At 71.6% G+C, this 12,353-nt stretch carries 12 protein-coding genes; 4 read left to right on the forward strand and 8 right to left on the reverse strand.

Going from position 1 to position 12,353, the window contains the following annotated elements; genetic code table 11:
• Window positions 1–23: 23 nt before the first annotated feature.
• Both RR49_RS10025 and RR49_RS10030 read right to left on the reverse strand, forming a co-directional pair.
• On the reverse strand, window positions 24–842 hold the full coding sequence (locus RR49_RS10025; RefSeq protein WP_045247944.1) for an aggregation-promoting factor C-terminal-like domain-containing protein: 819 nt from the start codon (window positions 840–842) through the stop codon (window positions 24–26).
• Between the two features lie 300 nt (window positions 843–1,142).
• Window positions 1,143–1,523, reverse strand: coding sequence for a winged helix-turn-helix transcriptional regulator (locus RR49_RS10030; RefSeq protein ID WP_045247945.1), 381 nt, complete (start codon window positions 1,521–1,523; stop codon window positions 1,143–1,145).
• Between the two features lie 94 nt (window positions 1,524–1,617).
• On the opposite strand from RR49_RS10030, the gene RR49_RS10035 reads away from it, so the two are divergent.
• Window positions 1,618–2,463 carry an NAD(P)H-binding protein gene (locus tag RR49_RS10035; protein WP_045247946.1) on the forward strand — a complete coding sequence of 282 codons (846 nt, stop codon included), beginning with the start codon at window positions 1,618–1,620 and terminating at the stop codon, window positions 2,461–2,463.
• Window positions 2,464–2,531: 68 nt separating this feature from the next.
• On the opposite strand, the gene RR49_RS10040 is transcribed toward RR49_RS10035, so the two are convergent.
• Window positions 2,532–3,086 carry a TetR/AcrR family transcriptional regulator gene (locus RR49_RS10040; protein WP_045247947.1) on the reverse strand — a complete coding sequence of 185 codons (555 nt, stop codon included), beginning with the start codon at window positions 3,084–3,086 and terminating at the stop codon, window positions 2,532–2,534.
• 80 nt (window positions 3,087–3,166) lie between these two features.
• Between RR49_RS10040 and RR49_RS10045 the strand changes: the two genes are divergently transcribed.
• On the forward strand, window positions 3,167–4,057 hold the full coding sequence (locus RR49_RS10045) for an NAD-dependent epimerase/dehydratase family protein (protein WP_045247948.1): 891 nt from the start codon (window positions 3,167–3,169) through the stop codon (window positions 4,055–4,057).
• Between the two features lie 151 nt (window positions 4,058–4,208).
• Here RR49_RS10045 and RR49_RS10050 read toward each other — a convergent pair whose 3' ends face one another.
• Genes RR49_RS10050 through RR49_RS10070 form a run of 5 tightly spaced genes read right to left on the reverse strand, consistent with a single transcriptional unit; the run spans window position 4,209 to window position 9,727 of the window.
• Window positions 4,209–6,068, reverse strand: coding sequence for a YhgE/Pip family protein (locus RR49_RS10050; RefSeq protein WP_045247949.1), 1,860 nt, complete (start codon window positions 6,066–6,068; stop codon window positions 4,209–4,211).
• Window positions 6,065–6,832, reverse strand: coding sequence for a hypothetical protein (locus RR49_RS10055; RefSeq protein WP_048808971.1), 768 nt, complete (start codon window positions 6,830–6,832; stop codon window positions 6,065–6,067). The genes RR49_RS10050 and RR49_RS10055 overlap by 4 nt, the downstream gene beginning before the upstream one ends.
• The gene (locus RR49_RS10060) at window positions 6,832–7,470 is read right to left on the reverse strand and encodes a TetR/AcrR family transcriptional regulator (RefSeq protein ID WP_045247950.1); all 639 of its coding nucleotides are present in this window, start codon (window positions 7,468–7,470) and stop codon (window positions 6,832–6,834) included. Before RR49_RS10060 ends, RR49_RS10055 begins: the two co-directional genes overlap by 1 nt.
• A 59-nt stretch (window positions 7,471–7,529) precedes the next feature.
• On the reverse strand, window positions 7,530–8,972 hold the full coding sequence (gene argG / locus RR49_RS10065) for an argininosuccinate synthase (protein WP_045247951.1): 1,443 nt from the start codon (window positions 8,970–8,972) through the stop codon (window positions 7,530–7,532).
• A 50-nt stretch (window positions 8,973–9,022) separates the two neighbouring features.
• Complete coding sequence (locus RR49_RS10070) at window positions 9,023–9,727, reverse strand: Pr6Pr family membrane protein (RefSeq protein WP_045247952.1); 705 nt, start codon at window positions 9,725–9,727, stop codon at window positions 9,023–9,025.
• 108 nt (window positions 9,728–9,835) lie between these two features.
• Between RR49_RS10070 and RR49_RS10075 the strand changes: the two genes are divergently transcribed.
• Window positions 9,836–11,122, forward strand: coding sequence for an adenylosuccinate synthase (locus RR49_RS10075; protein WP_045247953.1), 1,287 nt, complete (start codon window positions 9,836–9,838; stop codon window positions 11,120–11,122).
• A gap of 8 nt (window positions 11,123–11,130) precedes the next feature.
• Complete coding sequence (locus RR49_RS10080; protein ID WP_045247954.1) at window positions 11,131–12,345, forward strand: lactonase family protein; 1,215 nt, start codon at window positions 11,131–11,133, stop codon at window positions 12,343–12,345.
• Window positions 12,346–12,353: the final 8 nt, after the last annotated feature.

Consider the following 12,353-nt stretch of genomic DNA (forward strand, 5'->3'; position numbering starts at 1 on the left):
CACCAGCGCGTCAGCGTGGCGGATCAGTACCAGCCGGTCGACTGGGAGTGACCCCAGGCGCCGCACGGCGTGCCGTAGGCGCGGCTGATGTAGCCGAGACCCCACGCGATCTGCGTCGCGGGGTTCGTCTGCCAGTCGGCGCCGTTCGCGCCCATCTTCGAGCCGGGCAGGGCCTGGGGGATGCCGTAGGCACCGCTCGAGGCGTTGTAGGCGCGGTAGTTCCAGCCCGACTCCTTCTTCCAGAGGGAGTACAGGCAGGCGAACTGGTCGTCACCCCAGCCGTAGTTGGCGGCCGCCATCTGCTTGGCGATGGCCTGCGCACTGGCGGGGTCCGCGGCTGCCGCGTTCGCGGCGGCCGCCGACGCCTGCGAGGCGGCGGCGCGCTTGGCTGCGGCGGCCTTCTCGGCGGCGGCCTTCGCGGCAGCCTCCTGGGCGGCGGCCTGCGCGGCCTGCTCGGCGGCGATGCGCGCCTGCTCGGCGTCGTGGGCGGCGATCTGATCGGCGACGGTGGACGTCGTGCCGCGCAGATTCGCGGTGAGGGCGGCGACCGTCTCGGCGGGGAGCTCCTCCGAGTTGGTGAGCTGGTCGATCTGCGCACCGAGTGCGGAGGCGTCGACCTTGCCGGAGGCTCCCGTCACCGTGACTCGGGCGACGGCCGCGTACAGGCTGGCGTCTCGATCGACGTCGCGCGCGGCGGGGCCTGCGAGAGAGGGGGGAGCGGGGGTCTGGGCCGCGGCCGTGGAGACCAGGCCGACGGGGATGCCGACCGCGAGAGTGGTCGCGAGTGCGGCGAGGGGGATGAGCGTTCTCTTACGACGGGGGAGAGTGACGCGAAGGCGCACGGAACTCCAATTCTCGAGCTTCCCTGCGGCTCCTCGCGTGCCCGCCAGGCGGACGACGTCGGGCGGCCGCGCGCGTGTCAGCGGGCGGCGGCCGAGCAGGCTGGCCGCCTCGGACGATGCGGCGGGCGACGGTCGCACGAGGCGGTTCCGGTGCCCTGACGCTGACGCATCACACCCGTCTGGACGGGTGAGTCCGAGGCATCCGCCCCGCTCCCTCGGGTGGGACCGCGGCGGACCCGGCCACGTTAGGGGGCATTTCTGGACGAGTCCTGTATGGATGCCACGGCTCTCCCGGGGGCGTCAGGTGCGGGCGATCGCCTTCTGACCCACGATCTCGTCGGCGTTGTCGGCCACCCAGGAGAGCAACGGGAGCATGCGCTCGACCAGTTCGAGCCCAAGCGGAGTGAGGCTGTACTCGACGTGCGGGGGCACCGCGGGAAGCGATCGCCGGGCCACGAGACCGTCGGCGACGAGGGTGCGCAGCGTCGAGCCGAGCATCTTTTCGCTGATGCCGTCGACGCCCCGGCGCAGCTCGCCCCAGCGCTGCGTGCCGTCGCTGAGAGCGGCGATCACGAGCACTCCCCACCGGCTCATCACGTGGTCGAGCACGACCCGGGTCGGGCATGAATGGGTGAAAGTTCCGGGGCGGTCCTCCCGGATTTCCGCAAAACTCACCGCCATTCCAGTACCGTACCCGAAAGTGGGTACCCATCGGTGGGAATGTGCCGATGCCCGATGCCGCTGCATCCTCCGTTCGCACGTCGAAGGGAACCCCATGACCATCCTCGTCACCGGTGCCTCCGGGCACCTCGGCCGTCTCGTCGTCGAGCGTCTGCTCGCGCGTGGTGCCGCTGCATCCGACATCGTCGCCGGCGCTCGCACTCCCGCGAAGGCCGCCGACCTCGGCGTGCGCGTCGTCGAGCTCGACTACACGAAGCCCGAGACCGTCGCGGCAGCCCTCGAGGGCGTCGACCGCGTGCTGCTGATCTCGAGCTCCGAGGTCGGACAGCGTGCCGCCCAGCATCAGGTCGTCATCGACGCCGCCGTCGCAGCGGGCGTCGAGCTGCTGGCCTACACGAGCATCTACCGTGCGGGGGAGAGCACCCACATCCTCGCTCCCGAGCATGTCGAGACCGAAGCCGCGATCGCCGCGTCGGGCGTTCCGGCCGTGCTGCTGCGCAACAACTGGTACACCGAGAACCAGCTCGCCGACGTGCAGTACGCGGGCACGTCGGGTGTGCTCGCGGCCGCCGCGGGCGACGGTCGCATCGCGAGCGCCAGCCGCGTGGACTACGCGGACGCTGCCGCCGCGGTGCTGCTGGCCGACGACCAGGCCGGTCGGGTCTATGAGCTCGCCGGTGACGTCGCCTGGAACTACGACGACCTCGCCGCGGCCGCGGCCGCGATCTTCGACCGTGAGGTGTCCTACGTGCGCCAGACGGTCGCCGAGCGCGCCGCCGCGCTCGAGGCCGCCGGGCTCGACGCTGGCACGGCCGGATTCGTCGCCGCGATGGACGCGAGCACGGCCGAGGGCCAGCTCGACGGCGGAGACGGCTCTCTCGCCGCGCTCATCGGACGCCCCACGACGCCTCTCGTCGAGGGACTGCGCGCCGCTCTCTGAGCGCCACCCCACGGAACGCCGCACCCCTCGGGTGCGGCGTTCCGTCATGTCGAGCGCGGAGCGTCGCGTCAGGCGGTGAGGCCGCGGAGAGCGGATGCCGCGTCGTCGATGCCCGAGACGAGGTCGGGGGCGGCGCCGGCCACCCAGCGCTGGAACCCCTGGTGGAACAGCGAGACGCCGGCGTCGGCGGCGAGGTCGGCCGACAGGTCGTCGACGCCTCGCGCGCGTAGCGCGTCGGCGGCGGCGGCGCGCATGGTGGCGAGCTTGAGCAGCTCGCGCTCCCGCAGGCTCGTGTTGCGGTCGATCGCGGCCTGACGGGCGGCCACGAAATCGTGGTCGGGGAAGTAGTCCTGCGTCTCCCGCATCACCGTGATCATGATCTGTAACGGCGTGAGTCGGTGGTCCGCGGCGGCGATCGCGTCGACGACCCGCTGCTGGAGCACGGCCGATCCCTGGAAGAGCACCTCGCGCTTGTCGGCGAAGTGTCGGAAGAAGGTGCGCTCAGTGACTCCTGCGCGCGCGGCGATGTCGCCGACGGATGTCTCGTCGAACCCGCGCTCGACATAGAGGTCGAGCGCGGCGCGCGCGAGTCGCTCGCGTGCTCCCGGTTCCCATCGACCCATACGTCGATCATAGTGATGACAGTGACTGACGTTGGGTGCTAGCCTGATGTCACACACTGACATCAGGAAGGGAGCGCATCATGCGCATCTTCGTCACCGGAGCCACCGGCTGGATCGGAACCGCCGTGTCGGCCGAACTGCTCTCGGCAGGACATGAGGTCGTCGGCCTCGCTCGCACCGCGGCCGCCGCCGACACCCTCGCCGCCCGCGGCATCGAGGTGCTGCGCGGCGAGCTGACCGACCTCGACTCGCTGCGCGCCGGCGCCGCCGGCGCCGACGCCGTGGCCCACCTCGCCTTCGTGCACGACTTCGCACGGTTCGCCGAGTCAGGGGTGATCGAGCACCATGCCGTCGCCGCGCTCGCCGAGACGCTCGCGCCTCGTGGCGGTGCGCTCATCGTCGCCTCCGGCATGGCGGGCTACCCCGGGCAGACCCTCACCGAGGCGACGCCGTCCACGCAGCACGGCATCGAATCGATGCGCGGCGGCAGCGAGAACCTCGCGCTCGGCTGGGCGGCGCAGGGTGTGCGCGCCATGGCGGCCCGCTTCGCCCCGACGGTGCACGGCATGGGCGACCACGGCTTCACCGCGGAGCTCGCCCGCATCGCCCGCACGCAGGGGTTCGCCGGATATGTCGGCGACGGCATGAACCGCTGGCCCGCGGTACACCGCACCGACGCTGCCCGTCTCGTGCGGCTCGCGATCGAGGGCGGCGAGCCCGGGACGATCGTGCACGCTGTCGCTGAGGACGGAATTCCGGCTCGCGACATCGCGGCGTGGCTCGGTGCCGCACTCGGCGTGCCGGTGCGTTCTGTCGCCCCCGCCGACGCCGATGCGCACTTCGGGTGGATCGGGCGGTTCTTCGCCGCCGACATCGCCGCTTCCGCCACGCTCACCCGTGAGCGCTTCGCCTGGGAGCCGACCGGGCCGACCCTCGCCGAGGACATCGCCGCGGGCGCCTACAGCGGCTGAGTGCAGGAGAATGCGCGAGAACAGGACGATTCGGGCGTGATCGCCCTGTTCCCGCGGGAGTTCCTGTGCGGGCGGGGCCCCGCCTGTGGTGCGACGCTCGCGGCCACGCAGGGTGAGGGGGGCGGATGCCGCGGCATCCGCCCCCCTCATCTCACCCGATGAGGCTCGGCTGCAGATCGCGCAGGGTGCGGCGGTGGGTCATCCGCGTCACGCCGATCGCGGCCAGGAGCAGCGCGCCGATCATCCAGGTGAACAGCACCGCGAGATCGCCGGGAACGCGCGACAGGTCGCCGCCGTACATGAGCTGGCGCATGGCGTCGACGACATATCCCATCGGCAGTACATGATGCAGTGCGGCGAGCGGCCCGGGGAGCGTCTGCCACGGGAAGGTGCCGCCCGCGGTGACCAGCTGCAGCACCATGAGCACCAACCCGAGGAACTGCCCGACCGACCCGAGCCACACGTTCAGCGCCAGCACGATCGCGGCGTAGGTCAGCGAGGCGACCAGCATGATGCCGAGCGTGGCGACGGGGTTCGCGAAGGTGAACCCGAGCGCGACCGCCAGCACGCCGAACAGTCCCAGCATCTGCACGCCGCCGAGCAGCCCCGGGGTCAGCCAACCGGCGACCGTCACCCGCAGGGGCGAGTGCAGCGCGGTCACGGCTCGCCGGGAGATCGGCTTCACGATCAGGAACAGGGCGTAGATGCCGATCCAGCCGGCGAGGGCCACGAAGAAGGGGGCGAGGCCCGCGCCGTAGTCCTCGGCGGAGGCGAGCTTGCCCGAGGTGACCGTCACCGGGTCCGAGATCGTCTCCGCCTGCTTCTCGCGAAGCTCGGCCGACGAGTCCGGGATCTGCGACAGCCCGCTCTCGAGTCCGTCGCGCAGCTTCGCGGCGCCCTGATCGAGCGTCGTCAGCCCGCTCGCCAGCTGGGCCGTGCCGTCCTTCAGCTGAGAGGCACCGGATGCCGCGGCATCCGCCCCGCTTGCCAGGCTCGACGCGCCATCGGCGACCTGGCTCGCCCCGCTCGAGACCTGCTGCGCGCCCGCGTTGAGCTGGTCGATCTTGCCGACAGCGGCCTGCAGCTGCGTGTTCGCCGCCGTCAGCTGGGTGCCGAGCGGATCGAGCTGCGCGAGCACCTGGTCGATCTGGGCCTGGGTGAGCCCCTGGTCCGCGAGCTGCTGCGCAATGGCCGACCGCACCTGCGGCAGCGCACCGGCGGCCTGGTTCGCGACCGCACCCACCTGATCGGCCGTCTGCGCGAGTTGCGCCGTGCCCGAGGCGACCTGGGCGGCGCCGCTCGCCACCCGGTCGGCGCCCGCGCTGAGCGTGCCCGCCCCGGCGGCGAGCTGGGACGTGCCGTCGGAGAGTTGCGCCGCTCCTGCGGCGGCCGTGTTCGCACCGGATGCCGCGGCATCCGCCCCGCTCGCGAGGCTCGTCGCGCCGTCCGCCGCCGTCACCAGGTTCGAGCGGATGTCGCTGATGCCGGTGAGCAGCCGCAGGGCCGCCTGTTTGCCGACGAGCTGCGTGACCGAGACCTGGATCTTCGCGACCGCCTGCGAGCCGATCGTGGACGCCAGGTAGTTGTTCGCGTCGTTGGTCTGCAGCGAGATCGTCGCCGCGTGCGGATCGGTGCCGGCAGCGGAGGTGAGAGCGGCCGAGAAGTCGGCCGGGATCGTCACCGTGAAGTCGACGCCGCCCTGCGCGAGCGAGGCCTGCGCCTCGGCAGGAGTCAGGCGTTGCCATGCGAACGTTCCGCTCGACATCAGCTGGTCGGCGACCTGCTCGCCGTAGTTCGACGCGGGCTGGTCGCCGGATGCCGCGACGCCGGTGTCCTCGACGACGAGGCCGACGGGAACGTCGGCCAGCTTGCCGTACGGGTCCTGGTTGGCCCACAGGTACAGGCCGCCGTAGAGGATCGGCACGCACATGAGCGCGATGAGCGCGATGACGGCCATGCGGGTGGCGGTGAGGCGGCGCAGTTCCGCCGCGATCATGGCGGGGATCTTCATCGGGGGTCCTCGGTGGGGTCGGGAGTGTGGGGGGAGTCGAGGGGCTCGCTCGTCGGGTCGCCCACGGGCGCGTACACCGAGGCGCCGTCGGCGCCCGGCTCGGGCTCGCTCGTCTGGTCGCCCGTCCCCTCGGGCTCGACGGGCAGGGGCGGGAGCGGGTCGGTCGCCCGCACCGCGGCGCCGGCCAGCACCATCGCCGACGCCTCGCCGGCGATCACCAGCACGGCCACGTCGCGGGCGGCGATCTCCTCGGCGATCGACCACCACGCGACCGGGTCGCCGCCGTGGCGGTCGGGGGAGACCAGCACGACGCCGTCGACGCCGCGCCGTAGCAGGGCGAGCTCGAGCAGCATCCTCACCCGCGCGGCCGGCTCGAGGTCGGCGATCGGCGTGCGGGAATGGGCGTCGAGGTCGTGCGAACGCAGCCACGCGCGCACCGCGCGGGGGTGGGACGGAGCGCCGGCGAACATCAGCTCCTCGGCGGCGACGCCGGCGACCGTGACATCGGGGGCCGGATCGCACACGTCGGGCGCGTCGACCAGGGCGATGCGTCGACGCAGGGCCGCGGCATCCGCTCGTCCGTCGATGCGCACCTCGCCGGTGCCGCTGCTCATGCGTCCGGCGGCCAGCAGGCCCAGCACTGTCGGCCGCTGCTCGGTCTCGGCGGTCGCGAGACGGGCGACCCCCGACTCGTAGGCGATCGTGGTCGACGGCAGCGCCTCGCCGCCGCGACCCTTCGACACGTCGGTCAGCTCGATGCGCATCAGTCCTCCTCGAGAACGGCGGGGTGGGTGCTCAGCAGGTCGGATGCCTCGTGCCATGACAGTCCCGCGACGCTCAGCACGAGGCGCACGGCGACATCGCGGGCGTCGACGTCGTCGATATCTGTCAGCTCGCGGAGCGCTGCGCGCGCGGCCTCCTCGATGACGCGAGCGAGGAGGGCGGGCGGGAGGTCGCGGCGGAATGCGCCGCCGGCGACGCCGCGGTCGACGATCCCGCGCAGCCGCTCACGCAACGGCCCGAGGGAGCGGGCGGTCTCGTCGACGTGGTCGTCGTCGACGGCGAGGCTCGCGGAGGCCTGCACCTGTGCGGCCTCCGCCCACAGCCGCGCGGCGAGCGTGGCGAGGGCGATCGCGGGGTCGATGTCGAGCGTGCTCGTCGCGATCGCGTTGAACCGCTCGGCAGCGACCGCGATGACCGCGCGCACCAGGCTGTCGCGGTCGGGGAAGTGACCGTAGACGGCGCGACGACTGAGGCCGGCCTCGCGGGCGATCGTGTCGATCGAGGCGTGGGGGTCGCGGGCGAGCACGGTCTGCGCGGCCCGCACGAGCGCGACCCGATTGGTCGCGGCATCCGCTCGTCGCGCGCGTGCGGGCGCGGCAGGGGGCACACCGGGGGGCATGCCCGTCAGTCTACGCTAACTTGCACAGAGGTGTGCAAGTTAATTCGGGGTGATGACTTTCAGTCGGTTCCGGCGTCGAAGGCCGACGACTCGTTCGCCGCGTCGGTCGCGTCGGCGAGGGCCTCGCGCGCGTCGGAGAACGGCTCGGCGTTCTCGACGATCTCGTCCGCGGCGCCCGACTCGAGACGTCCGACGAGAGCGCCCGTCGGACCGCCGATGAGACCCTGCGCCGCGTACTGCTCGAGGCGCGCGCGGGAGTCGGCGATGTCGAGGTTGCGCATCGTGAGCTGGCCGATGCGGTCGACCGGGCCGAATGCGGCGTCGCCGACACGCTCCATCGAGAGCTTCTCGGGTGCGTACGACATGCCGACGGCCGTCGTGTCGAGGATCGTGTAGTCCTCGCCGCGACGCAGGCGCAGCGTCACCGAGCCGGTGATCGTCGACCCGACCCACTTCTGGATCGACTCGCGCAGCATGAGCGACTGGGGCTCGAGCCAGCGACCCTCGTACATGAGGCGGCCGAGACGGCGACCCTGTTCGTGGTAGGTCGCGAGGGTGTCCTCGTTGAGGATGCTGTTCACGAGTCGCTCGTACGCGATGAACAGCAGCGCCATACCCGGCGCCTCGTAGATGCCGCGGGACTTCGCCTCGATGATGCGGTTCTCGATCTGGTCGCTCATGCCCAGGCCGTGGCGGCCGCCGATGCGGTTCGCCTCGAACACGAGCGCCACCGGGTCGCGGAACTCGACGCCGTTCAGCGCCACCGGGCGCCCGGCCTCGAACGTCACGGTGACGTCCTCTGCGGCGATCTCGACGGACGGGTCCCAGAAGCGAACGCCCATGATGGGCTCGACGGTCTCGAGTGAGACATCCAGGTGCTCGAGGGTCTTCGCCTCGTGCGTCGCCCCCCAGATGTTGGCGTCGGTCGAATAGGCCTTCTCGGCGCTGTCGCGATAGGGGAAGCCGTGGGCGACGAGCCACTCGCTCATCTCCTGCCGGCCGCCGAGCTCGGTCACGAAGTCGGCGTCGAGCCACGGCTTGTAGATGCGCAGCGCGGGGTTCGCGAGCAGGCCGTAGCGGTAGAACCGCTCGATGTCGTTGCCCTTGTAGGTCGAACCGTCACCCCAGATGTCGACGCCGTCCTCCTTCATCGCGCGCACGAGCAGCGTGCCGGTGACGGCGCGGCCGATGGGGGTGGTGTTGAAGTAGGTGCGTCCGCCCGAGCGGATGTGGAACGCGCCACAGGTCAGCGCGACGAAGCCCTCCTCGACGAGGGCCGTCTTGCAGTCGACCAGGCGCGAGACCTCGGCACCGTACTCGAGCGCGCGCCCCGGGATCGCATCGATGTCGGTCTCATCGGGCTGGCCGAGGTCACCGGTGTAGGTGCAGGGGATGGCGCCCTTGTCGCGCATCCAGGCCACCGCGACCGAGGTGTCAAGGCCCCCCGAGAACGCGATGCCGACGCGCTCGCCGACGGGGAGGGACTGCAGCACTTTCGACATGGGCACCAGCCTACCGAGCCGGATGCCGCGTGCCCCGCGCTCGGGCGCGGTCAGGAGCGGGTGCGCAGACGCCCCACCCAGACCACGAGGACGCCGACCACGATGAACGCCGCGGAGATGATCGCGACCCAGAGCGCCACCCCGGCGTAGCCCGACGCCTGCGCGTTCGGGTCGAGGAACGGGTAGGGGTACCAGTACGGCGCCCCCGTGTTGGGGTTGGTCACGAGCGGCCCGCGCACGAGGGTGTAGACGACCCACACGATCGGGAACGCGAGCACGATCGGCACCACGCGCCATCCCAACGACCGCACCCGCGCGCCCACCAGCACATCGGCCAACAGGATGATCGGACCGACCACGTGCAGGATCTCGTTCGCCCATTCGACGGTCGTGCCCTGCGGCAGCGGGATGCCGCGCAGCAGGGTGTTGTAGACGATGCCCGTGATGATCATGTAGGTGCTCACGCAGGCGAGCACGACCGCGAGACCCCGGGGGAGAGGCGAGACGCCACCCCGCCCGCCGGTGACGGACCACACCGCCACCGCGGCGAGGATCACGACCGACCCGACATTGGAGAGGATCGTGAAGAAGCTGAAGAAGTTCACGAGCACGACGCCCACGTCGAGCCCGTTCGCGATCGCGCCGCCGAAGGTGACCTCGGCCTGGCCGATGATCGCCGTGAGGATGATGAGCGCTCCCGCGGCGCGCACGAGCGTCCAGGTGCGTGCCCAGCCGGGGGTCTGCAGCGTCGTCATCTGCTCACTGTAGGGGGATGCTGTACACCGGCGTCCGCGCCATCCCGCTCCCGAGCGGGCCTCTCGATAGGATGGGGTGTAACCCCCTCTGCTAGGTGAGGAGCCACCATGCCCGGAATTGTCATCGTCGGCGTGCAGTGGGGTGACGAGGGGAAGGGCAAGGCCACCGACCTGCTCGGCGACCGCACCGACTGGGTCGTCAAGTTCAACGGAGGCAACAACGCCGGCCACACCGTCGTGATCGGCGACGAGAAGTACGCGCTGCACCTCCTTCCCTCCGGCATCCTGTCGCCCGGCGTGAACCCCGTCATCGGCAACGGCGTCGTCGTCGACCTCGAGGTGCTGTTCTACGAGCTCGAGGCGCTCGCCGCCCGCGGTCTCGACACGTCGCGCCTGCGCATCAGCGCGAACGCCCACATCATCACGCAGTACCACCGCACCCTCGACAAGGTGACCGAGCGCTTCCTCGGCAAGCGCCAGATCGGCACGACCGGGCGCGGCATCGGCCCCGCCTACGCCGACAAGATCAACCGTGTCGGCATCCGCGTGCAGGACCTCTTCGACGAGAACATCCTGCGTCAGAAGGTCGAGGGCGCCCTCGACCAGAAGAACCACCTGCTGGTGAAGGTCTTCAACCGTCGCGCGATCGCCGTCGACGAGATCGTCGACGACCTGCTCTCCTACGCCGAGCGCCTGCGCCCGATGGTCGCCGACACCGCCCTGCTGCTCAGCGAGGCGCTCGACGCGGGCGATGTCGTGGTGTTCGAGGGCGGACAGGCCACGATGCTCGACGTCGACCACGGCACGTACCCGTTCGTCACGAGCTCGTCGGCGACGGCCGGCGGCGCCGCGACCGGCTCCGGTGTCGGCCCGAACCGCCTCGACCGCATCGTCGGCATCGTGAAGGCCTACACGACGCGGGTCGGCTCGGGTCCCTTCCCGACCGAGCTGTTCGACGAACAGGGCGAATGGCTGCGATCGCGCGGCTTCGAGTTCGGCACGACCACCGGCCGTCCGCGTCGGGTGGGCTGGTACGACGCGCCCATCACCCGATACGCGACGCGCATCAACGGCATCACCGACCTCGTGCTCACCAAGCTCGACATCCTCACCGGCCTCGACGAGATCCCGGTGTGCGTGGCCTACGACGTCGACGGTGAGAGGTTCGACGAGGTGCCGGTGAACCAGAGCGACTTCCACCATGCGACCCCGATCCTGGAGTACTTCCCGGGCTGGAGCGAGGACATCTCGGGTGCCCGCACCTTCGACGAGCTTCCCCTCGAGGCGCAGGACTACGTGCTCGCGCTCGAGCAGATGAGCGGCACCCGCATCTCGGTGATCGGTGTCGGCCCCGCGCGCGACGCCGTCATCGTGCGCCACGATCTCGTCGACTGACCCGCGCCATGCGGTTCTGGCTCGGCGGGTACGGTGCCGACATGGGCGGCGAGGCCGCCGGCATCGGCGAGCTGCGCGCCGGTGAGGTGATCGACCACCTCGCGGGCGGGCCGTTGGCCTTCGCCGGCACGGCGGCGGCGGCATCCTCGCCGTCGTGGCTCAGCGCCCACCCGAGGCTCGACGTCGTCTACGCGGCACTCGAGGGACAGGGGGCCGTGCAGGCCTTCCGTCGCACGAGCGAGCGCGGCTTCGCCCGCCTCGGCGATCCGGTTCCCGCCGGCGACCTGGTCTGCCACGTCGCCGTCGACCCCGACGGCACGCGGCTCATCGCGAGCTGCTGGGGGGACGGTCGTGTCGTGGCGATGGGGCTGGATGCCGCGGGCCGCCCGCATACGCCGGAGATCGCGGCGTCAGCCGGGGATCCGTTCTCGTCCGGCGACCCCTTCGCGGTCGCGGGGGAGTCGGTGGGCCGGGCACCCGCGCACCCCACGGTGGACGCGATCGATCTCGCCGCTGCGGCGCGTGCCCTGCGTGAGGCGGCGGGGGCGGAGTTCGCGCATCTCGTTCCCGACTACGCCGAGCCCGAGGCATCCGTCGAACCCGCCGTCGTCGTCGAGGTCGACCCCGAAGTGCGCGTCTCGCGCGCCCACCATGCGACCTTCCTGCCGCGCGGACTCGTCGCCACCACCGACATGGGCTTCGACCTGGTGCGGTTCTGGCGACCGTCGGGGTCGCGGCTGCGTCCGGTCGGAGAGGTCGTGCTCCCGCGGGGCAGCGGGCCGCGGCACGCGGTCTGGCACCCGAGCGGTCACCTGTACGTCGTCACCGAGCTGAGCGCCGAGCTCTTCGCGCTCGCGCCGGATGCGTCGGGTGCGTGGCGCATCGTGGCGGGTCTGTCGCTGGGTGCGCCCGCCGGCGACCTCGCGGCGGGCATCGTGCTCTCTCGTGATGCCGAGCGGGTCTACCTGGGGTTGCGGGGCAGCGACACGATCGCCACCGTGCGCGTGGCCGGCACCGGCACCGATCTCACCCCGCTCGCCCTCGTGGAGTCGGGGGTGAGCTGGCCGCGCGACCACACCGTGCAGCGCGACACCCTGCTTGTCGCAGGCGAGCGCAGCGGCAGCATCGCGTCGCTCGCACTCGACCTACGCACGGGCGTACCGGGACGCGTGCGGCACCGCACCGAGGCGCCGAACCCCACACGCATCCTCGTCGCGCGCTGAGCGCCACG

The sequence above is a fragment of the Microbacterium ginsengisoli genome, from assembly GCF_000956535.1.
Lineage (GTDB): Bacteria > Actinomycetota > Actinomycetes > Actinomycetales > Microbacteriaceae > Microbacterium > Microbacterium ginsengisoli.